Origin of the sequence: Micromonospora cremea, from assembly GCF_900143515.1 — a bacterium.
Classification (GTDB): Bacteria; Actinomycetota; Actinomycetes; order Mycobacteriales; family Micromonosporaceae; genus Micromonospora; species Micromonospora cremea.
This window is the reverse complement of record NZ_FSQT01000001.1, coordinates 1592718-1616359: the sequence shown is the minus strand read 5'-3', so window position 1 is coordinate 1616359 and position 23642 is coordinate 1592718. Positions and strand designations below refer to the sequence as shown.

At 71.1% G+C, this 23642-nt stretch carries 28 protein-coding genes; 13 read left to right on the top strand and 15 right to left on the bottom strand.

Annotated elements, in window-relative coordinates:
- Positions 1 to 30: 30 nt before the first annotated feature.
- Positions 31 to 912 carry a winged helix-turn-helix transcriptional regulator gene (locus BUS84_RS07350; RefSeq protein WP_074309910.1) on the bottom strand — a complete coding sequence of 294 codons (882 nt, stop codon included), beginning with the start codon at positions 910 to 912 and terminating at the stop codon, positions 31 to 33.
- A gap of 84 nt (positions 913 to 996) precedes the next feature.
- On the opposite strand from BUS84_RS07350, the gene BUS84_RS07345 reads away from it, so the two are divergent.
- Positions 997 to 2274: an MFS transporter gene (locus tag BUS84_RS07345; protein ID WP_074309907.1), complete on the top strand. Its 1278-nt coding sequence runs from the start codon at positions 997 to 999 to the stop codon at positions 2272 to 2274.
- Here the strand turns inward: BUS84_RS07345 and BUS84_RS07340 are convergent.
- Positions 2255 to 3355 (bottom strand): DUF4037 domain-containing protein, encoded by a 1101-nt coding sequence (locus BUS84_RS07340; protein WP_074309905.1) that lies wholly within the window; start codon positions 3353 to 3355, stop codon positions 2255 to 2257. The two genes, BUS84_RS07345 and BUS84_RS07340, sit on opposite strands and share 20 nt — an antisense overlap.
- A 120-nt stretch (positions 3356 to 3475) precedes the next feature.
- Here BUS84_RS07340 and BUS84_RS07335 point away from each other — a divergent pair, with 120 nt between their 5' ends.
- Positions 3476 to 3703: a hypothetical protein gene (locus BUS84_RS07335; protein WP_074309903.1), complete on the top strand. Its 228-nt coding sequence runs from the start codon at positions 3476 to 3478 to the stop codon at positions 3701 to 3703.
- Positions 3704 to 3761: 58 nt separating this feature from the next.
- The gene (locus BUS84_RS07330) at positions 3762 to 4688 is read left to right on the top strand and encodes a 5'-3' exonuclease (protein WP_074309901.1); all 927 of its coding nucleotides are present in this window, start codon (positions 3762 to 3764) and stop codon (positions 4686 to 4688) included.
- Here the strand turns inward: BUS84_RS07330 and BUS84_RS07325 are convergent.
- Complete coding sequence (locus BUS84_RS07325) at positions 4685 to 5614, bottom strand: diacylglycerol/lipid kinase family protein (RefSeq protein WP_074309899.1); 930 nt, start codon at positions 5612 to 5614, stop codon at positions 4685 to 4687. The genes BUS84_RS07330 and BUS84_RS07325 overlap by 4 nt on opposite strands.
- A gap of 417 nt (positions 5615 to 6031) precedes the next feature.
- Here BUS84_RS07325 and BUS84_RS39660 point away from each other — a divergent pair, with 417 nt between their 5' ends.
- Both BUS84_RS39660 and BUS84_RS07320 read left to right on the top strand, forming a co-directional pair.
- Positions 6032 to 6298, top strand: a complete 267-nt coding sequence (locus BUS84_RS39660) for an ATP-binding cassette domain-containing protein (RefSeq protein ID WP_244298423.1) — start codon at positions 6032 to 6034, stop codon at positions 6296 to 6298.
- A 102-nt stretch (positions 6299 to 6400) separates the two neighbouring features.
- Positions 6401 to 7684: an ATP-binding cassette domain-containing protein gene (locus BUS84_RS07320; protein WP_244298422.1), complete on the top strand. Its 1284-nt coding sequence runs from the start codon at positions 6401 to 6403 to the stop codon at positions 7682 to 7684.
- A gap of 87 nt (positions 7685 to 7771) precedes the next feature.
- Here the strand turns inward: BUS84_RS07320 and BUS84_RS07315 are convergent, their stop codons facing one another.
- The gene (locus tag BUS84_RS07315) at positions 7772 to 8242 is read right to left on the bottom strand and encodes a phage holin family protein (RefSeq protein WP_084757273.1); all 471 of its coding nucleotides are present in this window, start codon (positions 8240 to 8242) and stop codon (positions 7772 to 7774) included.
- A gap of 528 nt (positions 8243 to 8770) precedes the next feature.
- Here BUS84_RS07315 and BUS84_RS07310 point away from each other — a divergent pair.
- Both BUS84_RS07310 and BUS84_RS07305 read left to right on the top strand, forming a co-directional pair.
- A complete protein-coding gene (locus BUS84_RS07310) occupies positions 8771 to 9565 on the top strand; it encodes a hypothetical protein (protein ID WP_143728269.1) in 795 nt (264 codons plus the stop codon).
- Between the two features lie 303 nt (positions 9566 to 9868).
- On the top strand, positions 9869 to 10723 hold the full coding sequence (locus BUS84_RS07305) for a phosphotransferase family protein (protein ID WP_074309896.1): 855 nt from the start codon (positions 9869 to 9871) through the stop codon (positions 10721 to 10723).
- Positions 10724 to 10819: 96 nt separating this feature from the next.
- Here the strand turns inward: BUS84_RS07305 and BUS84_RS07300 are convergent, their stop codons facing one another.
- Complete coding sequence (locus BUS84_RS07300) at positions 10820 to 11173, bottom strand: winged helix-turn-helix transcriptional regulator (RefSeq protein WP_244298421.1); 354 nt, start codon at positions 11171 to 11173, stop codon at positions 10820 to 10822.
- A gap of 166 nt (positions 11174 to 11339) precedes the next feature.
- Between BUS84_RS07300 and BUS84_RS07295 the strand changes: the two genes are divergently transcribed.
- Both BUS84_RS07295 and BUS84_RS07290 read left to right on the top strand, forming a co-directional pair.
- Positions 11340 to 12353 carry an NAD(P)H-dependent flavin oxidoreductase gene (locus BUS84_RS07295; protein ID WP_244298420.1) on the top strand — a complete coding sequence of 338 codons (1014 nt, stop codon included), beginning with the start codon at positions 11340 to 11342 and terminating at the stop codon, positions 12351 to 12353.
- Between the two features lie 50 nt (positions 12354 to 12403).
- Entirely contained in the window at positions 12404 to 13054 is a 651-nt protein-coding gene (locus BUS84_RS07290; RefSeq protein WP_074312262.1) for an HAD-IA family hydrolase, read from the top strand.
- Here the strand turns inward: BUS84_RS07290 and BUS84_RS39655 are convergent.
- From BUS84_RS39655 to BUS84_RS07270, 5 genes are read right to left on the bottom strand one after another with little or no spacing between them, the layout of a single operon-like run.
- The gene (locus BUS84_RS39655) at positions 13026 to 13370 is read right to left on the bottom strand and encodes a dihydrofolate reductase family protein (RefSeq protein WP_244298419.1); all 345 of its coding nucleotides are present in this window, start codon (positions 13368 to 13370) and stop codon (positions 13026 to 13028) included. The two genes, BUS84_RS07290 and BUS84_RS39655, sit on opposite strands and share 29 nt — an antisense overlap.
- A gap of 9 nt (positions 13371 to 13379) precedes the next feature.
- Positions 13380 to 13604 (bottom strand): dihydrofolate reductase family protein, encoded by a 225-nt coding sequence (locus tag BUS84_RS39650; RefSeq protein ID WP_244298418.1) that lies wholly within the window; start codon positions 13602 to 13604, stop codon positions 13380 to 13382.
- On the bottom strand, positions 13601 to 14800 hold the full coding sequence (locus BUS84_RS07280) for an RNA polymerase sigma factor (RefSeq protein ID WP_074309890.1): 1200 nt from the start codon (positions 14798 to 14800) through the stop codon (positions 13601 to 13603). The genes BUS84_RS39650 and BUS84_RS07280 overlap by 4 nt, the downstream gene beginning before the upstream one ends.
- A 20-nt stretch (positions 14801 to 14820) precedes the next feature.
- Complete coding sequence (locus BUS84_RS07275; RefSeq protein ID WP_074309888.1) at positions 14821 to 15174, bottom strand: YciI family protein; 354 nt, start codon at positions 15172 to 15174, stop codon at positions 14821 to 14823.
- 39 nt (positions 15175 to 15213) lie between these two features.
- The gene (locus BUS84_RS07270) at positions 15214 to 15528 is read right to left on the bottom strand and encodes a DUF6069 family protein (protein ID WP_244298417.1); all 315 of its coding nucleotides are present in this window, start codon (positions 15526 to 15528) and stop codon (positions 15214 to 15216) included.
- Between BUS84_RS07270 and BUS84_RS38590 the strand changes: the two genes are divergently transcribed.
- Positions 15527 to 15886: a hypothetical protein gene (locus BUS84_RS38590; RefSeq protein ID WP_167627014.1), complete on the top strand. Its 360-nt coding sequence runs from the start codon at positions 15527 to 15529 to the stop codon at positions 15884 to 15886. The two genes, BUS84_RS07270 and BUS84_RS38590, sit on opposite strands and share 2 nt — an antisense overlap.
- A gap of 51 nt (positions 15887 to 15937) precedes the next feature.
- Here BUS84_RS38590 and BUS84_RS07265 read toward each other — a convergent pair whose 3' ends face one another.
- The gene (locus BUS84_RS07265) at positions 15938 to 16435 is read right to left on the bottom strand and encodes a YcxB family protein (RefSeq protein ID WP_074309884.1); all 498 of its coding nucleotides are present in this window, start codon (positions 16433 to 16435) and stop codon (positions 15938 to 15940) included.
- Positions 16436 to 16666: 231 nt separating this feature from the next.
- Between BUS84_RS07265 and BUS84_RS07260 the strand changes: the two genes are divergently transcribed.
- The gene (locus BUS84_RS07260; protein ID WP_074309881.1) at positions 16667 to 18094 is read left to right on the top strand and encodes a M28 family peptidase; all 1428 of its coding nucleotides are present in this window, start codon (positions 16667 to 16669) and stop codon (positions 18092 to 18094) included.
- Between the two features lie 269 nt (positions 18095 to 18363).
- Here BUS84_RS07260 and BUS84_RS07255 read toward each other — a convergent pair whose 3' ends face one another.
- Positions 18364 to 19380 (bottom strand): acetamidase/formamidase family protein, encoded by a 1017-nt coding sequence (locus BUS84_RS07255; protein WP_208869543.1) that lies wholly within the window; start codon positions 19378 to 19380, stop codon positions 18364 to 18366.
- On the bottom strand, positions 19377 to 20816 hold the full coding sequence (locus BUS84_RS07250) for an APC family permease (protein ID WP_074309879.1): 1440 nt from the start codon (positions 20814 to 20816) through the stop codon (positions 19377 to 19379). Before BUS84_RS07250 ends, BUS84_RS07255 begins: the two co-directional genes overlap by 4 nt.
- A 122-nt stretch (positions 20817 to 20938) precedes the next feature.
- Here BUS84_RS07250 and BUS84_RS40590 point away from each other — a divergent pair, with 122 nt between their 5' ends.
- Positions 20939 to 21064, top strand: a complete 126-nt coding sequence (locus BUS84_RS40590; protein ID WP_280175103.1) for a hypothetical protein — start codon at positions 20939 to 20941, stop codon at positions 21062 to 21064.
- Between the two features lie 74 nt (positions 21065 to 21138).
- On the opposite strand, the gene eno is transcribed toward BUS84_RS40590, so the two are convergent.
- Complete coding sequence (gene eno / locus BUS84_RS07245) at positions 21139 to 22446, bottom strand: phosphopyruvate hydratase (protein ID WP_074309875.1); 1308 nt, start codon at positions 22444 to 22446, stop codon at positions 21139 to 21141.
- A gap of 148 nt (positions 22447 to 22594) precedes the next feature.
- Between eno and BUS84_RS07240 the strand changes: the two genes are divergently transcribed.
- Complete coding sequence (locus BUS84_RS07240; protein ID WP_074309873.1) at positions 22595 to 23017, top strand: MarR family winged helix-turn-helix transcriptional regulator; 423 nt, start codon at positions 22595 to 22597, stop codon at positions 23015 to 23017.
- A gap of 115 nt (positions 23018 to 23132) precedes the next feature.
- Here the strand turns inward: BUS84_RS07240 and BUS84_RS37350 are convergent, their stop codons facing one another.
- Positions 23133 to 23372, bottom strand: coding sequence for a hypothetical protein (locus BUS84_RS37350; protein ID WP_159450993.1), 240 nt, complete (start codon positions 23370 to 23372; stop codon positions 23133 to 23135).
- Positions 23373 to 23642: the final 270 nt, after the last annotated feature.

Here is a 23642-nt window from a genome sequence, read left to right as displayed (position 1 = left end):
AGCGTTAACAGGGGGCCCTACCTTACACACTCAGGCGGCGCGGTGCTCGCGGACCACGTCGAGCATCTCGTCCACCGAGCCGGCCGGATCGGTGACCGGGAACTGCACCGCGCGGACCACCGCGGCCGGGTCGACCAGCAGCGTCAGCCGCTTGAACCGGGTGATCCCGCCGGCCCGGAAGGTGGGCAGCAGCAGCCCGGCGGCGAGCCGACCGTCCTGGTCCGACAGGAGCGGGAACGGCAGCCGGGTGTACGCGGCGAAGTCGGCGAGCTGGTCCGGCCGCTGCGTGCTGATGCCCCACACCCGCGCTCCGGCGGCCTGGAAGTCCGCGTACCGGTCGGCGTAGGTGGTCGACTCCAGGGTGCAGCCACGGGCGCCGGGGATGTCGGCCCAGCCCGGCGGGTAGCCCTGGGTCCCCGGCGCGTACGCCCCGGGGAAGAGGTAGAGGACGCTCCACGCGTCGCCGTCGGTCAGCGCCACCGGCTGGCCGTCCGGCCCGGGCAGGACGACCTCGGGCAGCCGCCGCCCGATCAGGTCGTGCACCCGGCGGGCCTCGGCCGAGGTGGGGTCGGCGGTCGCGGTCAGCTCACCGTCACCCATCAGATGTCTCGTCCCCCAGTCCTGCAGTGCGATCAGCACCGGCAGCAGCCCCTCACCCTTGGCGGTCAGCAGGTAGTCGAAGCGGGGCGGGTGTTGGGAGTAGGGCCGGCGCTCCAGCACGCCGTGCTCGACCAGCGCGGTGAGACGTTCGGTCAGCGCTCGTCGACTGACGCCCAACTCGCGTTGGAGGGCGTCGAAGCGGGTCGTCCCGCCGGCGACGTCGCGCACGATGAGGAAGGTCCACCAGTCCCCCAGGACGCCGAGCGCCTGGGCGATGCCGCAGTCCGCGTCGGCAAGATCTTCCCGCCGCACCCCGTCACCCCCGTCCGCTCCGCCCTCGACTATAGTCCGTTCCAGATTGGAACGCACTGGCACGGTTGAACGGGGGCGGACGACATGCACGTCGAAGACCGGGCCGGGGTGTTCTGGCGATGGTGGACCGCCGGCACGACCAGCATGGTCGGGTCGGCGGTCGGCGCGGTGGCCCTGCCGCTGACCGCACTCACCGTGCTCGACGCCACCGCGTTCGAGATGGGCCTGATCGCCGCCGCCAGCTACGTTGCGTGGATCGTGATCGGCCTACCCGCCGGCGTCATCGTGCAGCGCCTGCCGCTGCGCGGCGCCCAGATCGGCGCCGACCTGGCCCGGGCGGTCGCCGTCGCGTCGATCCCGCTGGCCTGGTGGTGGGGCCACCTCACCGTCGCCCACCTCGTCATCACCGCGCTGGTGGTCAGCTTCGCCAACGTGCTGTTCGACGTGGCCAACTCGACCTTCCTGCCCAGCATCGTGGACCGCGAGCAGTTGCAGTCCCGAAACAGCCTGACCTCGGCAACCCACGCCGCGACCCTGCTCAGCGGCCCGTCCCTCGGCGGTCTCGCCGTGCAGGCACTCGGCGCGGTGCCCACCCTGCTCGTCGACTCGGCCAGCTACCTCGTCTCGGCGGCTCTGCTGCGCACGCTGCCCGCCCGCCGCGTCGACGCGCCGGACCGCTGGCCACCCGTCGGCGAGCTGATCCGCGAGGGTTGGCGCTTCGTCGCGCATCACCCGGTGATGGCGCCCGGCATGTGGGCCGCGACGGCGATGAACTTCGTCTGCGGCGCACAGTTCGCGCTCTTCCCGCTCTACCTGGTCCGCGAGCTGCACGCCCCGGCCGGCCTGGTCGGGGTGCTGCTCGCCGTCGAGGGGGTCGGCGCGCTGGTCGGGGCGGCACTCACCACACGGATCACCGCCCGGATCGGCACCGCCCGCGCGCTGATCGTCGCGGGATTCACCACAGTTGCCGGGGCGTTCCTGATCCCGTGGGGCACCGGCTGGCCGGCGTACGCCGCCTTCGCCGGTGGCAGCATCGTCTTCTCGCTCGGCACGGTCGTGCTGAGCGTGACCACCCGGACCTACCGGCAGATCGCTAGCCCGCCCGATCTGCTCTCCCGGGTGATGGCGACCGTCCGGTTCGTCTCATGGGGCGCGATCCCGGTCGGCGGGCTGGTCGCCGGCGCGCTGGCCGGCCCCCTCGGCGCGCGGGCCACCCTGTTCATCTTCGCGACGTCGGTGGTGTGCGCGCCGCTGGCGCTGCTGCTCTCCCCCGTCCGGCACCTGCGTGACCTCACCGACCACGACCGGGACGACGATCCGCCGCGTCCCGCCGAACCGGCGGTCACCGTCGGCGGTCGGTGACCACGTCGCCCGACCAAAGGCTGTCGGCCAGGCGGCGGATCCGGCCGGCGTGGGTGAGCACGTCGGCGCTGTGCACATACTGGTCGACCGCGCCCACCGGCGGCCGGTCGCGCAGCCCGGGGTCACTCACGGCGGCGCGCAGCGCGGCGGCGATCCGCTCGGCGTGCAGCACCAGAAACGGGCGGTGGTGAAACCGCCGGGCGCGGGCGCGCACCGGTACCGCGAGCCCGGTCTCGTCGGTCCACCGGGCCACCGTCTCCAGCGCCTCGACCAACCCGGCCTGGCGCCGGGTCCAGTCGCCCGGGCCGAGCGCGTCGGTCAGTGCCGCGACCACCGGCGCCGCGTCGGGCAGCCCGCCGAAGACGGTGCCGAGCCACTTGTCGTACGGCGGCCAGCGCCGGTGCAGCAGCAGGCCGAGTCGCATCAGGTCCCGGGCCAGGCCGGCGGCGACGACCCGGCTGCCCAATTCGTCGCCGACCTCGGCGCAGCGGCCGGGCAGGTGCTCCGCCTGCGCGATCCGGGTCCACGCTGCGGCGAGCACGTACCGCCACACGTCCGGCGGATACCACGCGAGTGCCGTCCGCCGCGCCGACAGCGCGCCGTCGAGGCCGTCGTGGAAGATCGCGCCGCCGGTCACCTCGGCCAGCCGCTGGGTCGGGGTGGCCAGCCAGTCCGCCGCGGCGACACCGGCCGCGGGGTCGAAGCCCAGCCGGTCGCGCCACCAGCCAGCCAGCTCGTCGACGCTGACACCGTGCCGGGTGCCCGCCGGGTCGGCGACGCCCAGCCGCCCGTCGTCGCCGGTGAAACGGGTCGGCCAGCCGAGAAACTCGGCCGGCAGGTCGGCGTCCAGCGCGGTACGAAGCCCGGGGATCCGGACGGCGTCGGTGGCCGCCACGAAGACCTGCACGCGCGGCCCCCAGTCGTGGTCGGTGGACCGCACGGTGTCCAGGCCCAGCAGCTCCGAGCCGCCGTCCAGCAGGCCGGCCGCGTACCGCAGACTCGGGAACCGGCGGCGCAGGACCGGTGCGACCACCTCGTCGTGGTAACGGCGGGCGAGCGTCAGACCGGGAAGGAACGCCACACCGGCAGTCTGCGCCGGTCGGGCACGGGCCGCACCGCGGTTTCCCGGGTCGGACGGCCCCTGGGGTCATAGCCTGGGTCGGGGGTGCCCACGCCGGGCGCACCGACCAGGAGGACCGACGTGGCAGCGAACGGGGCGGACCGGGCGGCGACGCGCCGTCGCCGCCAGCTGTGGGCCGGGGTCCTCGCGCTCGCCGGCCTGGTCCTGCTGATCATCGGCCTCACCGTGGCCGACGGCGTCGCGGCCTGGGTCGAGGTGCTCGTCGCGATCCTGCTGCTGTTGACCAGCTACGTCGTGCAGTACCTGGCCCGGCGGGAGGCCGTCTACCGCCGCGACGAGCGGCGCTGACGCGCACGGCGGCCGGGCGTACCCCTGATCGTCGGGGGGCTGTGCCAGGCTGTCGGGCGTGGCACACCGACCCCCGATCCTGCTGATCGACGCACCCAGCCTCTACTTCCGGGCCTACTTCGGCATCCCGGAATCCGCCGCCCGGGCCGAGGACGGCACTCCGGTCAACGCGGTGCGCGGCTTCCTCGACATGCTCGCCACCCTGATCCGTGGGCGCGGCGCGGACCGGATGGTCTGCGCCCTGGACTACGACTGGCGGCCGGCGTGGCGGGTCGACCTGCTGCCGTCGTACAAGGCGCACCGGGTGGCTCCGCAGGGCGGCGAGGTCGTGCCGGACACGCTCTCCCCGCAGGTGCCGATGATCCTGGAGGTGCTGGCCGCGGTCGGCATCACCGCCGTCGGCGCGACCGGCTACGAGGCTGACGACGTGCTCGGCACGCTCTCGGTGACCCAGCCGGGCCCGGTCGAGGTGGTCTCCGGCGACCGGGACCTGTTCCAGCTCATCGACGATGCCCGGCCGGTCCGACTGCTCTACGTCGGTCGCGGCGTGGCCAAGCTCGACGACTGCGACGACGCCGCCGTGCGGACCCGCTACGGCGTGCCGGCCGACCGGTACGCCGACTTCGCCGCGCTGCGCGGCGACCCCAGCGACGGGCTGCCCGGGGTGCCGGGCGTCGGCGAGAAGACCGCCGCCCGGCTCATCGAGCGGTACGGGAGCATCGCCGGCATCCTGGCCGCCCTGGACGACTCGGACTCGTCCTTCGCACCGGGCCTGCGGGCCAAGCTGGCCGCCGCCCGCGACTACCTGGCCGTCGCGCCGACGGTGGTCCGGGTCGCGCTGGACGTGCCGCTGCCGGAGCTGCCCACCGCGCTGCCGACCGCCCCGGCCGACCCGGACCGGCTGCTCGAACTGGCCGGCACGTGGAATTTGGCCGGCTCCGCCCGCCGGCTGGTGGACGCTCTCGCCGCCCGCGCCGACGCCTAACGGTCCGGGCTGTGGGCCGGAGCCATGATGCGTAGCGCGTTGGGATCCAGGCCGATCCGGATCGGGGTCTCGCCGTACAGCTCGCCGTCGACCTCCACGGGCGCGGGCCGGTCGGTCTCCAGCCAGAGTTGGTGGACGGCGAGGAACGGCTCGTCGCCGAGCGTGCGGCGGTGCCCGGTCGCGGCGTTACGGGCCGTGTGCCGCAGCAGCTCGTGGCGGGGCGCTCCGCCCACCGGATAGGCGACCAGGAGCCGGTCGTCGGCGTCCGCGTCCGCGGTGATCGGGCGGCCGGCGTGGAAGCCGCCGTTCGCCACGTACAGCTGGTGGGTGACGAACTCGTGCTCCCGCCCCTGCGCGCGTATCACGGCGCGCAGCGGACGGTGCCGGGTCAGCAGCGTCAGCGCGGTGACCGGGTACGCGAGCCGGCCGGTGGCCCGCTTGAGGCGCCGCGGCGTCCTGAGCATCACGTCGGCGGACAAGCCGATGCCGACGTGGTTGGTGAACCACATGCTGCCCACGAGGCCGAGGTCGACGTCGATCACCTTGCCCTCGGCGAGGACCGCCACGGCCGCGTCGAGGTGGAGTGGGACGCCCACGGTGCGCGCGAAGTTGTTGGTGGTGCCCAGCGGCAGCAGACCGAGCGCGATGTCGCGGTGCGCGAGCAGGCGTGCCGCGGTGCTGATCGTGCCGTCGCCGCCGCCCGCTATGAGCAGGTCCGGCCCGAGGTCGGCGGCCGCGGTGAGGCTCTGCTCGAGTTCGGCGGGCACGTCGACCGGGTACGCGGCCAGCAGCTTGAAGCCGGCGGAGGTGAGTCGGTCCCGAGCGTGCTCGTAGAGCCGGCGACCGCGGCGGGAGTGGGTGTTGACCACGAGCGCCGCGCGCCGCTCCCGTCGGATGGCGTCGCTCAGCTCCGGCTTCGTCCGCATAGGGCCGGAGCCTATCGCCGGGTGGTGGGCGAAAGCCGCACCTTCGCAGCCGGCCGGCGCACTCGCTCGGGACCTCGGTGGACTGAGGCCGGGTGTCCTTCCCGATCCCCCGTGCCGTAGCTCACGCTGCGTAGGCGTCCTAGGAGGATGGGTCACCGGTCCTCGACCGCTCGCGTTCTGTCGTGACAGTGCTCCCAGGTGCCCCACGCCGCGCGCCATGAGCGGGCGAAATCCGGAGGAGCGAGGGGCGTCGGGGCTGCTAACGTGACCGTCATGGCACGAGGTATCTGGTCGCAGAAGGTTCGCTCCGCCCGCTGACGGCGGCGCCTTTCCTTCTGAAATCCGCGCTCGCCGTCCCGGTTCCCGCCGGGCGGCCGCCTGCTGCTGCCCGGCTCCACTGCGAGCTGCGGAGCACCGTTGAACCTCACCCCAACTCCCGAAACCATGTCCCTTCCCGTCGAGGCGGGCGGTAGCGCACACGTCCGCGCCACGAGCATCACCGTCACCCGCGGGTCCCGACGTGTCCTGAACGACCTCTCGGTCACTGTCTCCGCCCGGTCGCGGGTCGCCGTCGTCGGCGAGAACGGCCGTGGCAAGACGACGCTGCTGCACGTCCTCGCCGGACTGATCACGCCAGACCAAGGCACCGTGCACCGGGCCGGCACGGTCGGCCTGGCCCGCTAGGAGCTGTCCGCGCACGATGGTGAAACCGTCGGCACCCTGACGTCCGAGGCTCTGGCCGCGTCGCTCGCGGCCCTCGACGCGCTGGACGAGGCGACCCGCGCCGTGACCGAGGGCGACCCCACTGCCGACGACCGCTACGCCGCGGCGCTCGACGCCGCCACCCGGCTCGACGCGTGGGACGCCGAACGCCGCATCAACGTCGCCCTCGATGCCCTCGGCGCTTGCACGGACCGCGACCGTCCACTGTCGATGCTGTCGGTCGGGCAGCGCTACCGGGTGCGGCTGGCGTGTCTGCTCGGCGCGCGGCACGACGTGCTGCTGCTCGACGAGCCGACCAACCACCTGGACGCCGACGGGCTCGACTTCCTGACTCGCAGGCTGCGCGAGCACGACGGCGGCCTCGCCGTCGTCAGCCACGACCGGGCGCTGCTGCGGGACGTCGCGGACCGGTTCCTCGACCTCGACCCGACCCGCGCCGGGAAGCCGCGGCTGTACGCCGGCGGCTACGCCGCCTGGGAGGACGCCCGGCGCCGCGAGCGTGAGCGCTGGGAGCAGGACCACGAGCAGCAGCAAGCCGAGCACCGGCGGCTGCAGGACGCGGTGTCGAAGGCCCGTGACCGGCTCTCCACCGGCTGGCGGCCGGACAAGGGAACCGGCAAGCACCAGCGCCAGTCCCGCGCGCCGGGCGTCGTGCAGGCCCTGAACCGGCAGCAGGACGCCCTGCGCGCGCACCGGATCGACGTGCCGGAACCGCCGCCGGCGTTGCGGTGGCCGGACCTGGGCGTCCGGCCGGGTGCGCCGCAGCTGCGCGCGCACGGCGTGGCCGTCGACGGGCGGCTCGCCGGTCCGGTCCACCTGACCCTCGACGGGGGCGACCGGCTGCTCATCACCGGACCGAACGGTGCCGGGAAGTCCACGCTGCTCGCGGTGCTGGCCGGTTCGCTCGACCCCACGGACGGGCACGTCTCGACGGCGAAGGAGGCACGGGTCGCCCGGGTCACCCAGGAGACCGCCGAGCAGGACCCCGGACTCACCGCCCGCAAGGTGTACGCCCGCCAGGTGGGACGGCTGATGGCCTGCGGGGCGCTCGGCGATGCCGACGCCGTCCCGCTCGGGGCACTCGGACTGCTGGACTCCCGTGCGATGCGCACGCCAGTCGGGCGGATGTCGCAGGGGCAGCAGCGGCGCCTCGACCTGGCGCTGGCGCTCGCCGGGCGGCCCGGGCTGATCCTGCTCGACGAGCCGACCAATCACCTGTCGTCGGCGCTGGCCGACGAGCTGACCGAGGCGATCCGCGACACGAGCGCCACCGTCGTCGTCGCCACGCACGACCGTCAGCTGCTGCGGGACCTCGCCGACTGGCCGCGTCTGGAGCTGACGCCGTAGCCAACACCGGCCGCAGCGCCCGAGTTCACCCGGCGTGGGGCAGCCGGTGACGCCACGATCGGCGCCACCCGCCCCCGCATGTAGACATCACCGGTCCTGCCGGCCGGAGCCCCACTGGTCGAGTTCGTCCCGAACGGCGGCGGCACCGGCCGGCACCACCCGACTGGCGGTGGTGGCCACGGCGTCCTGCACCTCGTCCGCCAGCCAGGCCGAGCCACCTCCCGCCGCCCGCAGCTGTTGCAGCCCCGCCCGTCCCAGCACAACGGCGGCCAAGAGGTAACCCCCGGTGAGTCCTGCGGTGGCCAGCCGCCGGGGCAGGAAGGTCTCCAGCATGCGCAACGCGGTCGTCGAGGCAGCCCCGGCCCCCAGTACGAGACATCCCCCTGCCGTGGCGAGCAGCGCCAAGCCGACTCCGGTCGGCCGAGCCACCCTCATCAGCTGGGCGCGCATCTCCCGGACCTCCTCGCGCACCACCTCGGTCACGTCCGCCGCCAACCGCTCCGTCGGACTGACCGCGCGTGCGGATCCCCCGGACCGTTCCGCCGCTGCGTCACTCATCGGTCGCCCCCTCCGCGTTCGCTGCGGGCGGCCGCTTACCCGCAAACGTCACCGCCATACCTGTCCGCTGCCGTTCGCGGCCTGTCGTCTGTCATGCCGCGCGGGCAGGTGGAGCCCGCGGGTGCGGGATGTCATCGTTGGCGGCTGTCCGCCGTGCCACGATCGAAGCTCCCCATACCGGTCACACCTGAGGAAGGAATCATGCGGTTCGAGGGCCTGGGCCACCGCGACCCGGCGACGCATCTGGATCAGTGGTGCCGGCCGGCGATCGCGGCCATAGCGGACCTGTTGACGCCGTCCCGCAGGCGGGCAACAGAGAGGGCCCGCTGAGCGGCACTGTCGCCGACCCGCCCTCCGTGAGCTGGCTGGCAGGATGCACGGGTGCCCATCATCCCTCGCCTCGTGGCGTCCTTGCGCGTGCCAACGAACGCTGCTCGCGTACCCGGTGTCGATCACACCGCAGACGCGCCCACCGTCCAGCGGTGGCCGCACCGCCGGCTCGTCGTGATCCGCCGGAACGACGCACTGTTGGCATACGACCTCGACCGGCTCATCGCCGGCGACGACGCTCCCGCCGCCCGTTTTCCGGCGCCCTGGCCCCGCCCAGCCGGCGGGATCGATGCGGTGAGTCCCGCCCTCGACCTGGCGGTCTTCAGCGGTCAGCACGCACTGCACGCGGTCGACGCCGCCGGCACGCTGCGCTGGCAGGTGCGGCACGCATGCTGGGCCCCGTCCTGCCTGTCCCTGCACGACTCCTACCAGGAGTACGCAGACAGCACAGAACACCGCCATCCCGATTCGGGCTCCTGCTGGATCAGCGCGGACGGCTCGACAGTGTGGGCCCACGTACGCACACCGCTGCCCGATGACGTCAATTCGGAGTTCGACGAGGAGTGGCTCGTGCTCGACGGCGTTGACGGCCGCATCCTGGGACGTGCCTCGACGGACACCGCAGCGGCCGGGCACCACGTCCCCTCCCCCGACCCGGGACAGATGGGCCTGAGCGTCGGCGAGGGCCAGGACGGTGTGCCGCTGCTGTGGGGTCGGTGGGACGGTGCCCGGCTCGCCGTCAACCGCATCGGGGACGACGACCGCTGCCTCATCGACGTCAGCCCCTGCGGAACGCGGTTCCTCACGGTCGCCCACGGACAAGGGGAACTGGCGATCCATAGCCTTCCCGACGGTGTGGTGGCCCACGAGGTCGTCGCCGACGACCGGCTCCCGCCACATCCCCAGGCGCCGTCCGAACCGGAGGAAGAGCCCTTCTGGGACTACCAGTGCGGCTTCGTCGACGAAAGCACGGTGATTGCGAGTACGGGCTAGAGCGACGAGGAGCACGCGCACCCGCGGCACTGGCTGATCGACACGGCACGCGGGGACGTGCTCGGTCAGGTGGAGTATCCGATTCCCGTTTCAGAGGCCCCGACGGCGCTCGGTGACAGCACGTGGCTCACCCGTGGCGAGGACCCGTACCAGCTCTTGCTGTGGAGCCGACAATGACCTCACCGGCCGTTGTGGACGGAGGTGATGGTTCGAATCGAATCCGCGCCTGGCGCTGACCGGACGGGTCACTCCACCGGGCCACGCCGCCGACGAGCGGACCCGGGACCTCGTATCATCCCTGCGGTGACCTCTGCGCTCGGGAACCTCTCTCCGCGGCAGCGGGCGTTGGTGGACCAGTGGCTCCCAAGCGCAACCGTCGAGAGGGACCACAGCTGGGGCTTGACGGCGACCACTGTCCTCGAGATGACCCGCGCTGGATCACGATTCATCGTCAAAGCCGGCGGCGATGACGACCACCACATCCAGCGGGAACTCCATGCCCATCTCAACTGGTTGCGCCCTTGGACCAGCAGGGGACGCGCACCGGATCTGGTGCATGGCAGCGCGGACGCGAAGCTCCTCATCACCCGGTACCTGCCCGGTGAACTGGTGCTCGGCAGCGAGCATGCCGAGGACCGCTCCACCTATCGGCAGGCAGGCGAGTTGCTGGCCTTGTTACACGCTCAGAGTGTCGTCACGGACGCCGACTACGAGAGGCGCGAGAACGAGAAGTCACTGGCGTGGCTCAACCAACCACACCGGATCGCTGCGACCACCGTGGCACGGCTACGAGCCGAGATCACCACTTGGCCGACGCCACCCGCGACCCTCGTACCCACCCACGGGGACTGGCAGCCCCGCAACTGGCTCGTCCACCACGACGTCGTGGGCGTCATCGACTTCGGCCGTGCGGCGATGCGCCCCACATCCACGGACTTCGCCCGGCTGGCCGCCCAGGGCTTCCGCCGCGACCCGAGCCTGGAGGCAGCCTTTCTCGACGGGTACGGGACCGATCCCCGCGACACGAACGCGTGGCACCGCAACCGGGTCCGCGCGGCGATCGGCACCGCAGCCTGGGCCTACCGAGTAGGCGACGAGCCCTTCGAAGCCCAAGGCCACCGAATGATCGCCGAGGCGCTCTCGTCTTCCCGAGCCTGACGGAGAAGAACGAGGCAGTGAGCCGGCCCGGCACCCGCTGCGCATAACGAGAAGCTGGTGGGTGCAGTTCAGGGTCGTTCTACGCGTTGGCGCAGTTCAAGGCCGGTCAGGGCAACCGCTCGCCCGGTCCTGCTTCTCCGTTCGCCGGGGGGTTTCCGCCTCGGTTGCCGGGTCGCCGTCGGCGAGGGCGCGAGCCCAGTCGTCCGACCACCGGACGAGGGGGCGCAGGGCTCGGTAGGCGCCCTGCCCGAACTGGGTGAGGGCATAGGCGGCGTCCGGTTCCTGCTTGACGATGCGTGCCTCCATCAGCTCGGTCAGCCGCTGCCGCAGGACGCTGGACGACATGCCGTCGCAGCGTTGCTGCAGCGCGCGGAAGCCGAGCGCGCCGCGCTGCAACTCCCAGACGATGCGCAGGCTCCATCGACGTCCGAAGAGGTCGAGTGCCGCCATCAAGGGGCGCCCGGTGCTCGACCCGCGAACCGGGTGTCCTGGCCTCGGCGCTGCCATCGGACGTCGCCCCACTTCTCCTGGTGCTTCTATTTCCGATACATTACCCTCCTCGCCAGTGATTCGGTTTCCGAAGCGCAGGAAGGGGCGGGCACATATGACGTCCAGGTTGCGTACCGCGTTGTGCGACCGGCTGGGCATCGACGTGCCGGTGGTGCAGGCGCCGATAGGCTCCGCGGCGGCGCCCGAACTGGCTGCGGCGGTGGCCGAAGCCGGTGGACTCGGCATGCTGGCGTCGACCTGGCAGAGTCCCGAACGCGCGCGCCTCGGCATCCGCCACGTTCGGCAGCGTACTTCGCGGCCGTTCGGGGTGAATTTGGTGCTGGACTTTCCCGTCATGGACACGCTGGCGGTGTGCCTGGACGAGGCCGTACCGGTCATCTCCACCTTCTGGGGTGATCCAGAACCCGTCAGCCACCGGATCCGTGATGCCGGTGCGTTGCACATGCACGCCGTCGGCGGCGTGAAAGAGGCTGTGCACGCCGCCGGCTGCGGCGTCGACGTGATCGTGGCGCAGGGCTGGGAGGCCGGCGGCCATGTTCGCGGTACGACCACCACCATGGTTCTGGTGCCGGCCGTTGTCGACGCGGTCGGCCCGATTCCGGTCATGGCCGCCGGCGGCATCAGCGACGGCCGCGGCCTCGCCGCCGTCCTGGCCCTGGGCGCACAGGGCGCGTGGCTGGGCACGCGTTTCCTGGCGACCACCGACGCTTTCACCCACCAGCTGTATCGGCAACGCCTCGTCGCTGCGACCGCCGAGGACACCGTCCACACCTACTGCTTCGACGGCGGATGGCCCGACGCCGCGCACCGCACATTGCGGAATCCGACCCTGCAACGGTGGGAATCGGCCGGTTCACCTCCAGCGCCGGGGCGTCCGGACGAGGGCGACGTCGTGGCCTTCGACAGCGCAGGCCAGGCCCATTACCGGTACGAGGATCTGATCCCCCTGCCCGGCATGACCGGCGACCTGGCGGACATGGCCCTCTACGCCGGCCAATCGGTCGAACTCGTCCGGGACGTCCGACCGGCAGGCCGACTCATCCACGAACTCACGGCGCAGGCCGTGAACGTCATCGAGCAGATGCGCGGCACCACTCAAACGGCAGACGGGGCCCCGTAACCATGACCTCCCTCGCTCACATCAACGGAGACGCCGAAGGCGGCGCTGCCGTGCTGTTCGACGTTGACGGCGTGCTGGTCGACTCCTACGCCGCATATCGCCGTATCTGGGACCGCTGGGCGCTGCACCACAGCCTCGACCCAGCCATTGTCTGGGCACACACCCACGGCCGCCGGCCGATCGACACCATCGCAGTCGTCGCTCCACAACTCGACGCCGAAGCCGAATACCGACTGGTACGCGACTTCATGGCAGACGAAGGCGACGCCTTCCCGGTATATCCCGACGCCCCGGCCGTGCTGAAGATCATTCGGGACCAGCGGTGGGGTGTGGTCACCTCCGGCCAAGCCCCTACCGTGCGGCAACGACTGCGAGCAGGCGGCCTACCTGATCCCCCGATCCTTGTGGACAGCACTCAGGTCACCCTCGGAAAACCAGACCCGGAAGGCTACCTCCGCGCGGCCGACCTGCTGCGAACCCCACCAGAGCGCTGCCTGGTCATCGAGGACGCCCCGGCCGGAATTGAAGCAGCTCGCGCGGCGCGTATGACCGTGATCGCACTGAGCACCACCCATTCCGCCGCCCAACTGACCAGCGCACACCACATCGTCGAGACCCTCGGCGATGCGATGCCACTCATCGAAGATTGGCTCGGCGCAGTGCACGGACGATTCAGACATGCAGGGTGGGCCGGTAGATGAGTTCCTGGGAGCCGCCGTCGAGTGTCCGGCTCCCGATCAGCTCCAGGTCGAAGTCGGCCGCCCCCTGGAAGATCGGCTCCGATCCGGTCTGACCGGTGATCACCGGGAAGAGCGTCACCTGGACGAGGTCGACCAGACCGGCGGCCATCAGCGCCCGGTTCAACGACAGGCTGCCGTGCGATCGCAAGGGCACCTCGGACTCCTCCTTCAGCCGGGTGACGACGTCGACGGCGTCACCGCGCACGACGGTCGCGTCCGGCCAGTCGAGGGGTCCTTCCAGCGTGTTCGACACCACCGTCGCCGGGAGGCTCCTCATCGGGGTGACCTAGGCGTCCCGGACCTCGGACTCCTCGGTGCTCGCGGCCAGCATCTGCGCGAACACCCGGTACGTGCCGGCTCCGAAGACCATGCGCTGCTCCTCGCCGTACAAGGCGAGGCGGTGCTCAAGCAACTCGGGGCCCTGCTTACCCCAGTAGCCGCCCCAGTCGCCGCTGGTGGTGCCGAAGCCATCGAGGCTGGAAAATACGTCGAAGGTGTAGGTGGCGGTCATGATGCTCTCCCTGTGCGTGTGAGTTCGGTACGACGGGTCCGCAGGAAGGCCCGCTCGGTCTCGTTGGTGACCAGCGCCATGGCCTGGTCGTAGGCGGCTCGGGCCTCTGCGTCGCGTCCGAGCCGGGCCAGCAGTTCGGCCCGGGTGGCCGGCAGCCGGTGGTAGCCAGGGAGATCGACGCCCTCCAACGCGGCGAGGGCAACCGCCGGTCCGTGCACCTCGGCGACGGCGACCGCACGATTGAGCGCGACGACAGGGGTTGGCGCGAGCGCGAGAAGCTGGTCGTAAAGTGCCAGGACCTGCGGCCAGTCAGTGGCGGCGCCGTCGGTGTGCACCGCGTTGATCGCGGCCTGGATCTGGTACGGGCCGGGCCGGTTACGCCGCAGGCAACGGCGGACCAGGTCGTGGCCCTCGACGATGAGTGTCCGGTTCCACAGAGACCGGTCCTGGTCGGCCAACAGCACCAGTTCGCCGGTCGGGTCGAGCCGGGCCGGGCGGCGCGCCTCGGTCAGCAGCAGCAGGGCAAGCAGGCCCAGGACCTCGGGCTCGTCGGGCATCAACGCGGCGAGCTCGCGGGCTAGCCGGATCGCCTCGGCGCACAGGTCCGTTCTGATCAGCGGTCCGGCGGTGGACGTGTAGCCCTCGTTGAACATCAGGTAGAGCACGGTGAGCACGGGCGGCAGCCGGTCCGGCAGCTCATGTTCGGCGGGTACCCGGTACGGGATGCCTGCGTCCCGGATCTTCTTCTTGGCGCGCACGATTCGCTGGGCGACGGTCGCCTCCTGAATCAGGTAGGCCCGGGCGATCTCCGGTACTTCGAGGCCGCCGAGCAGGCGGAGCGTGAGGGCGGTCCGCGCGTCCGGAGCGAGCGCCGGGTGGCAGCAGGTGAAAATCAGTCGCAACTGGTCGTCTTTCACCGGTCCCACCTCCTGGGGCTCGTCCTGTTGATGTAGCAGCAGGGCCTGGGCGTGCCGGGCCTCGCGGGTCGACTCCCGGCGGAGCCGGTCGACAGCCCGATTGCGTGCGGTGGTCACGATCCAGGCGCCCGGGTTCGGCGGCGGGGTCTGCCACTTCTGCAACGCCGTGGTGAAGGCGTCCTGGACCGCCTCCTCGGCGAGGTTGATGTCACCGAGGAGGCGGGCCAGAGTGGCGACGCAGCGGCCGTACTCCGCGCGGTAGATGCTCGCCAGGTCCATGTCGGGTGACCGGCTCCTGTTCAGGCTTGGGACAGGTCGTCGAAGGGGCGCACCTCGACCGGGCCGCAGGCCGCCGCGCACTTCTCGGCCCAGGCCAGCGCCTGGTCCAGGTCCGCGCACTTGATGACCCAGAAGCCGGCGATGTGCTCCTTCGTCTCGGCGAACGGCCCATCGCTCATGGTCGTGGTGCCGTTCTCGATCCGGACGACGGTGGCGCTGTCCGGCGACAGGAGCCCTCCGGCGAAGACCCAGGCGCCCGCGGCCTGCAGTTCGTCGTTGATCCGATCGGTCTCCTTGAACAGGGTCTGCGTCTCCTCGTCGGACAGCGCCGGTGCGCCCTCGACGGAATGCACGGAAATCAGGTACTGCCTCATGACGATCCTCCGGTAGTTCGACGGTGGGATGGCGACAGGTCAGGCGGCCAGGCGGCGCGCGACAGCGGGGATCACGATCGCGGCCGCGACCAGGTGGGTGAGCATCAGCAGCGCCTTGGTGCCCGCCCCGGCGTCGGCGATCACGTCCGGCACCAGCGACAGGACCGTCAGCACCACGGTCGTGCGGACGAACGTGCGCCGCGGGCGCCGGGCGAAACGGGTCAGCAGCGCGGCGACGACCACGCCGATCAGCGAAAAGGCAGCGGTCAGCACGCCGAACCCCGCCACCGGAATCGGGGCGCCGCCCATATCGAGGCTGACCCCTGCCGCGTGGCCGACGGCGGCGACGACCATGGTGGCTGCGCTCGCGGCAACCGCAGCGAGTACGCCGGTCCGGATCAGCGCACCGACGGTCGAAGTGGTGGCGCCGGTCGCGTTCAAAGTGGCGGTCATCGTGCCCTCCAGTGGGTGTTGGCCCGTCTCGGTGCCGGGCTCTCACCAGGGCTACGAAAAGGATCAACCCCAATCGACAGGCACGCCCAGATCTTTCGAAGACATGCCCTGCACGAACTTCCTGACGCAGCGAGGCGAGCACGGCAAGGCCGGACGATCATCGACGGATACGGCCTCGCCGAGTCGGCGGTCGCAGATCGAGCAACGCCTCGCCGGTCGACCAGATGTGGTGCACATTCTTCTCGACACGCGCGGGTAGCCACCCGTCAGACGGCTGCACGCCAAGACGCGCGGCCCGCGGCACATGAATTCACCGAAGTCGGAGCAGCCCACGTTTGGCCATGAAGGCTCGCAACGTCTCGGCATCCTCGGCGGACATCAACCGGCGTGGGATCACGGTCGCCGGCATCCGGCCGACGTACACGATCCAGAACTCAGGGGTATCTCTTACCTGGGCGACTCCGTCCCAGGCGATGCCGCCGGACTCCGAGCCGCTGCGCATCATGATGTTGTCATCGGTGATGTCGTAGGCGCCCTCGACAGCGTAGCGACTGGAGCGGCGCCGGGCGCGAAACCGCACCCACGGCCAGTACAACATAGACAGCAGGCCGCCCACGACCATCGCCGTCCACAGCGGCGAAATCTGCTCGCCCCACGCGAACCCCCGCGAGACGGCCAGACCGATCGCTCCGACCGCCGCCAGCACCGCACCGATGTAGCCGAACTTGCGCAGCCGGACACCGCCGAGCGCAGCGGCCACGCGGCCTGGGTAGGTGGGATCGGCTGGGACGCCGAAACGGATGTGCACGCCAGAACGATAGTGCCCCCACCCGCTCCTGGCAGCGTCCGACTCCCGAACCCCTGGCCGCTCGTCGAGCGGCGCCCGTTGTCAGCGGCAGATCCTGGTCAGGGCATCTGCACGGCTCGGTGTCAACCGCCCGAACGGATCTTGGACGGCTCGCGAAGAGTGGATACGTTCAAGTTTCTGTGAGCCGAACCACCCACCGGTGCCCGGCTTCGCAACAGATCAGGAGGTGCCATGACCAACGGCGGCTATCCCGCTACACCCTCGACCGACCCCGTTCCCTCCAGCGTGAACCGACGACGGATGCTGACGATCGCCCTCGGTGGCGCTGCCACCGTGGCACTTCCCGCACCGGCCTGGGCCGCCACCGAACAGCGCCCCGGCGCCTACCGTCCGCCGGCGCTCACCCCGGACGACCGCAAGATCATCGCTCAGGTGTCGGCCGAGCGGGCGCTGTCCCACCTGCGTGTCCTCAGCGAGGACATCGGACCACGCATCGGCGGCACGGCCTCCGAGCGCCGCGCCGCCGACTACATGGTGAAGGAACTGGACCATCTGGGGTACGACGTCCGGCTGGAGCCGTTCGCCGTGGCGGACAAGTTCCTCGCCCAGCTCGCCTCGCCGACTGGACTGCCCACCGACCTGAACTGGCAGGTCGGCGCCTCGCCACACGCCGCGCTGGACACCACGGTCAGCGGCGACGTGGTGGACGTGGGCGCGGGCGCACCGGAGAACTACCCCGCGGACGTGACCGGCCGCATCGTGCTGGTGGACTACGTGGCGGCGCGGCGCGAGCAGTTGGTCGCCACCGCTCTGACCCGCAGGGCCGCCGCCGTCGTGTTCCTCGCGGCCGACGGCGTGCCGCCCCGGCGGACCGGGGCGTTCTCACCCACCCTGCCGGGCTCGGCCAGCTCGCCGGTGCCGATCCCCGTGGTCGGGGCGGCCCAGGCGCAGAAGGAGCGGCTGCGTGCCCTGCTCGCCGCCGGTCGGCTCACCCTCACCGTCACCACCTCCGCGCACCGCGACCTGACCTCGAACAACGTCATCGCCGAGCGCGTGGGGCGGTCCGGCGCCGGTGGGCCGGTGGTCATGGTCAGCGCCCACTACGACACGGTCATCGGCGCTCCCGGCGCCAACGACGACGGTTCCGGCACGGTGCTCTGCCTCGAGCTGGCCCGTGTGCTGCGCGCGATCCCGGTCGAGGCCACTCTCCGGTTTGCCCTCTGGGGCTCGGAGGAGCAGGGGCTGCTCGGTGCCCGCCACCACGTCCGTCAGCTCCCGGAGGCGGAGCGAGACCGGTTCCTGGCGGTGTACCAGAACGACATGGTCGCCACGAGCTGGGACCCGGCGACCCGTTACTGGCTGCTCTCCTACACCGGCCAGTCCAACCGGGCCACCGACGAGGTGGCGGCAGCGGCCGTCCGCCTCGGCTACGACCCGCGGATCTCGCCGGTGACGCAGCGCGGCTCCAGCGACCACCAGGCCTTCCAGGAGGTCGGCATCGCCAGTGCCAACTTCTCCTGGCGGGGCGAGGAGACTCCGGCGATGCTGGAGCCGCCGTACCACACCCCCGAGGACACCATCGCCAGGAACATCAGCCTCGAGCGGCTCCAGGTGTCGCTCGAACTGATCGGTTGCGCCACGTACGCCACCGCCCGCTGAACCGCCCGGCGGTGGCGACGGAGCTGACGCCACGGCCGAGGGCACGACGCTGACGGGCGCCGCGCCGGGGACGCCCCCGGCGCGGCGCCCGTCTTTCGTACGGCGGAGGTTGATGCTCGGGCCAGGCGTGCAGCTGCGCCGGACCGGCTACGACGTGGACTCCGCCCGCGCGCGGGTGGTCGCCGAGTCAAGCTCCCGCCGGCAGCGCGTCCGCTACTTCATCGGGTGGCGGGTCCGGCCGGGGACGACCCGGCCGGCCCCTGCCCCGGTCAGCGGTGGGTCAGATAGTGGCGGGCCGTCTCACGCAGCCGGGCGTGCACCCCGTCGTACCCGCCGACCCCGCCCAGGTAGCGCTTGTCCACCTTCGCCACCATTGTGTAGTTCGTGTCGCACACGTTGCCGACCGGCGCCTCACCGGCCTGGCTGACCAGTTGGTACGCGTCGAGCTGGTCCAGCCCGACCAGCTCGGCGGTCCAGGTGACCAGGTCGTGCTGGCTGATCCGGTAGGCGTCCTCCAGCGGACGGGCCGAGCCGGTGGACATCAGCGCGTCGTCCGACTCCAGCCGCGGCCACGGGGTGCCGACCCCCTTGACGACGTCCACCACGACCGTGGTGTTCATGGCCGCCTCGATGCCGGTGCCGCAGACCTCGCCGTGGCCCTGCCGGCAGTGCCCATCGCCGAGGGCGAAGAGCGCTCCCGACACGTTCACGCCGAAGTACGCGGTGACTCCGGCCCGCAGCTCCGGGGTGTCCATGTTGCCGCCGTGCGCGTCCGGAGTGATCGTCATCCGCGCCTCGAAGGCACCCGGTGCCACCCCCGCGGTGCCGTGCATCGGATCCAGCGGCAGCGCCACGGCGTAATCGCCCCGGCGTGCCCGGTACGTCGCCGTGCCAGCGGCGACGTCGACGTCGTACCGCCAGACCACCTCGTCCAGCGGGGGTTGCAGGGTCGCCGTGGTGTGGGTGCCGGTGAGCGCGCCGAAGTGCGGGAAGGTGGTGGACACGGCCCAGTCCCGGGCCGGCTCGATGGAGATGAAGTGCACGGCGAGGGTGTCCCCCGGCTCGGCCCCCTCGACGTGGATGGGCCCCGTCACCGGATTGAGGTACGGGAACTGGCAGACCTGCGACGGCAGGTCGTCGGTGCTCCGGACGCGCCCGCCAAAGCAGTCCTCGGTGTACAGCTCGAGGATCGTGCCCGGGCGCACCCGGAGCACCGCCTCGCGCCCGCCGAAGGTGTAGGACAGCTCGTCCGGCTCCGGCCGGTACTTCACCACGTCGGTCTTCACTGCGGCTCCTTCACCGGCTCGTCGGCGCTGTCGTGGGGCACTTCGACGAGCGCGGCGAGCGCGGGACGCCGACCCGTCAGGTAGAAGGCCAGCAGGACCAGCAGCCCGACGCCCAACCAGACGAAACCGAGCACCTGGGCGGCGACCTTGGCGTTGATCACGACGTAGAGCAGGATCAGGAACCCGATCACCGGCGCCACCAGATGCCGCAACCAGTCTCGGCTGCCGCTGCGCACCACGTAGTGGGTCACGACGGAGACGTGCAACGCCAGGAACGCTGTCATGGCGCCGAAGTTGACCAGTGTGGACAGCAGTGAGATGCCGTCGTCCCGGCTGGCCATGTAGAGGCCGAGCGCCAGGGAGATGCCGGCGACCAGCAGGGTGGCGTTGACCGGCACTTTGTGTTTCACGCTGATCCGGGCGAGAAAGCGCGGCATCTGCCGGTCGCGGGCCATCGCGTACAGCAGGCGGGAGGTCGCGGCCTGGGCTACCAGGGAGTTGGCGAAGCCCCAGGCGATCGCGGTGGCCAGGGCGGTCAGCCCGGCGAGCCAGCCCTCGCCGGCCACGCGGGCCGCGTCGTAGAACGCGGTTCCCTCGGCGTCGCCGTTCTCGAGCAGGCCGGCCGCGTCCGGCACCAGGAGGGCCGCGACCCACGTCTGCACGACGAACAGGGCACCGGCCAGCAGCAGCGCCGCGATCATCGCCCGGCCGATCTGCCGGGCCTCCTCGCGGCTCTCCTCGGCCAGCATGGAGATCCCGTCGAAGCCGAGGAAGGAGAGCACGGCGATCGACACCGCGCCGAAGACCAGCGACCAGGAGAAGGTGTCCGCGTTGAACAGTGGCTGGAGCGAGAAGCCCGCACCCTTGCCCTGCGCCAGCGCGATCACGCCGACGACCAGGAAGATCACCAGGATGACCAACTCGGCGGCGAGCATCACCCGGTTGACCCGGGCGGTCATCCGAATGCCGAAGTAGTTGACGACGGTGTTGAGCACGACGAAGGCCGCCAGCCACGCCCACACCGGCACGCCGGGCACGAGGGAGTGCATGGCCACGCTGGCCACCAGGTAGAGCAGACCGGGCACGAGTACGTAGTCGAGCAGGATCACCCAGCCGGCGAGGAAGCCGACGGGCGGTGCGATGCCCCGACCGGTGTAGCTGTAGACGGAGCCGGCCATGGGGAACGCGCGGACCATCTGCGCGTACGACAGGGCGGTGAACATCATCGCCACCATGCCGATGATGTAGGCCAGCGCGACCATGCCGCCGGAGCCGGCGTACACGCTGCCGAAGATGCCGAAGGGAGCGATCGGCACCATGAAGATCAGTCCGTAGATGAGCAGGTCGGTGAAGCTGAGGGTCCGGCTGAGTTCCTGTCGGTAGCCGAACCGCTCGACCTGGGCGACTGTCTCGGATGGGTTGGGAGGTTGAGTCACGGCACGCCTCCTTGCTCTGGTGAGGCCGCACGTTAGCCCAGCCATCGACGAACAGCTAGATCTATGTGCCTGGATTGTATACATCGCGAAGCCACGACTGAGAAAAAGTCAGGCTTGACTGTTTGGCGGCGAGCCTGATGGCCAACCTCGAGAACATCGATGGAATCCGGGTCGAAACCGTGCGCTGCCGCACCCCGGGCGCGACTCACGGCCTCGCGTCCCATCCCGACAGCGCGAACGACGCCTGATCCGGCACCAACTGGCGAGCGGGTCCCCCGATCGTGATCGGGGGACCCGCGTGGTCGCTACCTCTGCCCGCTGTTCACGCCCGACGCAGTGCGGAGCGGCCGGCGAAGCGCGCCGAGTCGCCCAACTCCTCCTCGATCCGGATCAGTTGGTTGTACTTCGCCGTGCGGTCGGAGCGGGAGAGCGAACCCGTCTTGATCTGACCGCAGCCGGTCGCCACCGCCAGATCCGCGATGGTGGTGTCCTCCGTCTCGCCCGAGCGGTGCGACATGACAGCCGTCCAGCCCGCCTGGTGGGCCGTGGCCACCGCGGCCAGCGCCTCGGTCAGGGTCCCGATCTGATTGACCTTGACCAGGACCGAGTTGCCGACGCCGGTGCGGATGCCCTCGCGCAGCAGCGTCTCGTTGGTGCAGAACACGTCGTCGCCGGTGAGCTGACAGCGGTCGCCGACGCGGGCGGTCAGCTCGCGCCAGCCGTCCAGGTCGTTTTCCGCCATCGGGTCCTCGATGGAGACGACCGGGTAGGCGTCGATGAGCTTGGCCAGGTAGTCGGCGTGCTCGGAGGGCGTGCGGCGCACCCCCTCGCCCGCGTAGTCGTACACCCCGTCCCGGAAGAACTCCGACGACGCCGGGTCCATGATCAGGCCGATGTCCGTGCCGGGGCGGTAGCCGGTGCGCTCGATGGCGGTCATCACGAAGTCGAGCGCCTCCTCAGCGGTACGCAGCGCGGGCGCGAAGCCACCCTCGTCGCCGACGCCCGTGGAGTGCCCGGCGGCCAGCAGATCGCGACGCAGGGTGTGGAAGACCTCGCTGCCCATGCGGACGGCTTCGGCGAAGGTGTCCGCGCCCACGGGCGCGATCATGAACTCCTGGAAATCCAGCGGATTGTCGGCGTGGGCGCCGCCGTTGACGATGTTCATCATCGGTAGCGGCAGGAGGTGGGCGTCGGCGCCGCCGAGGTAGCGGTAGAGGGGCTGGCGGTGGGCCGCCGCGGCGGCCTTGGCGGCGGCAAGGGAGACGCCGAGGATCGCGTTGGCGCCGAGCCGAGACTTCGTGGCGGTGCCGTCGAGGGTGACCAGCGCGGCGTCGAGACCCGCCTGGTCCACCGCGTCCCGGCCGCGCACGGCCGCCGCGATCTCGCCGTTGACGTGGGCCGCCGCGCGGTCGACGCCCTTGCCGTGCCAGCGCGCGGAGTCTCCGTCGCGCAGTTCCACAGCCTCCCGGGCACCGGTGGAGGCGCCGGAGGGGACGGCCGCGCGCCCCAGCGACCCGTCCGCCAGGACGACGTCGACCTCGACCGTGGGGTTGCCCCGGCTGTCGATGATCCGGCGGGCGGTGACGGTCTCGATGGCGGCGTTGGCGGTTCCGACTGCCTTTGCGGACATGGGAGTTCCTTCCCGTTGTCGTGTGCCCTGGCCCGGCTGCGACAACGCTGGCGCTGAACCCGACAGCGGGAAACCTACAGCAATGCTGCTCAGTGTTGCTGTACAGGTCAGGTGCACAGCTTTGCTGATCAACGGTGTAGAGTGCCCTATGCCCACCTCGGAAGCCGCCGCCATCGCCGCCGAACTGCGCACCGCGATGGGCAAGCTCACCCGACGCGTCAGACACGAGGACCGCATCCCGCTGGGCCAGGTCGCCGTGCTCGGTGCGCTCGACCGTGACGGCACCATGACGACCAGCGACCTCGCCGCTGATCAGCGCGTACGCCCCCAGTCGATGGCCCGGACGGTGGGGCTGCTCATAGAACAGAACCTCATCACGCGCCGGGCGCACCCCACGGACGGCCGCAAGTCGCTGGTCGAGCTGTCGGACGCGGGCCGGGCCGCGCTCGAAGCGGAGCGCGGCCGCAGGGCCGGTTGGCTCGCGCAGGCCATCGAGGCCGAACTCACGGATGAGGAGCGGACATTGCTGGCACGGAGCGCCGCCCTGCTGGAGCGGCTCGCCACACGCTAGTGCCGCCATCGACCGGGGCAGGCACTTCGCCGCGATGGAGCAGCCGGATCTGTACGTCGGCGACCTGCGGGTCTTCGTGGGGTTACCGCCACCCCGACGCACTGCCTGATGGCGGTCAACCCATCCAAGTTATCTCGATGAGCTCATCCACCCCGAACAGGCGCAGGACGTTCACCTCGTTGTTCTGGATCCACAGCAATTTTATCATCGTCGATGTCGTCCACCATTTCCCGTTGGCGTGGACTTCGACGAACGGCGTGCCGATTGGGGTGGGCGGCGGCTGTATATCGCCGACGGGCTGCCGCCGGCTGGGCCTCCCGGGCCACGCCGGGGCTTGTTCCGCGACACGTGACATCGGCGCCGTCCGTCCACAGGCGTCCTTGACCATGGCGGTCCAAGCCACAAAGCGGGGTCCTCGTCCGCGCCGTGACGGCGACGGGCCGGATGCTGGTCGAGGGAACAGTCCTCAGAGGCCGACCGCAGATTCCTGTCCCCGCCAAACAGCGCGCGGTGGCGACATCACGGAGAGATCACAACGTCAGGGCATGTATCGACATCGACTACAACACCGCGAAGGATTCGCTCAGCGTGCCCTGCACCGATAGGGCCCTGTTCTCTGGAGGAA

Bases quoted from the DNA above. Each gene is read 5' to 3' on its own strand.
- BUS84_RS07240 (WP_074309873.1), top strand. From the start codon at position 22,595: ATGCCCACCTCGGAAGCCGCCGCCATCGCCGCCGAACTGCGCACCGCG.
- BUS84_RS07300 (WP_244298421.1), bottom strand. From the start codon at position 11,173: ATGGCGGCACTCGACCTCTTCGGACGTCGATGGAGCCTGCGCATCGTC.
- BUS84_RS39655 (WP_244298419.1), bottom strand. From the start codon at position 13,370: ATGAGGAGCCTCCCGGCGACGGTGGTGTCGAACACGCTGGAAGGACCC.
- BUS84_RS39650 (WP_244298418.1), bottom strand. From the start codon at position 13,604: ATGACCGCCACCTACACCTTCGACGTATTTTCCAGCCTCGATGGCTTC.
- BUS84_RS37350 (WP_159450993.1), bottom strand. From the start codon at position 23,372: ATGTCACGTGTCGCGGAACAAGCCCCGGCGTGGCCCGGGAGGCCCAGC.
- BUS84_RS07275 (WP_074309888.1), bottom strand. From the start codon at position 15,174: ATGAGGCAGTACCTGATTTCCGTGCATTCCGTCGAGGGCGCACCGGCG.
- BUS84_RS07325 (WP_074309899.1), bottom strand. From the start codon at position 5,614: ATGCGGACGAAGCCGGAGCTGAGCGACGCCATCCGACGGGAGCGGCGC.
- BUS84_RS38590 (WP_167627014.1), top strand. From the start codon at position 15,527: ATGGTGGCTGCGCTCGCGGCAACCGCAGCGAGTACGCCGGTCCGGATC.
- eno (WP_074309875.1), bottom strand. From the start codon at position 22,446: ATGTCCGCAAAGGCAGTCGGAACCGCCAACGCCGCCATCGAGACCGTC.
- BUS84_RS07260 (WP_074309881.1), top strand. From the start codon at position 16,667: ATGACCAACGGCGGCTATCCCGCTACACCCTCGACCGACCCCGTTCCC.
- BUS84_RS07270 (WP_244298417.1), bottom strand. From the start codon at position 15,528: ATGGTCGTCGCCGCCGTCGGCCACGCGGCAGGGGTCAGCCTCGATATG.
- BUS84_RS07345 (WP_074309907.1), top strand. From the start codon at position 997: ATGCACGTCGAAGACCGGGCCGGGGTGTTCTGGCGATGGTGGACCGCC.
- BUS84_RS07315 (WP_084757273.1), bottom strand. From the start codon at position 8,242: ATGAGTGACGCAGCGGCGGAACGGTCCGGGGGATCCGCACGCGCGGTC.
- BUS84_RS07280 (WP_074309890.1), bottom strand. From the start codon at position 14,800: ATGGACCTGGCGAGCATCTACCGCGCGGAGTACGGCCGCTGCGTCGCC.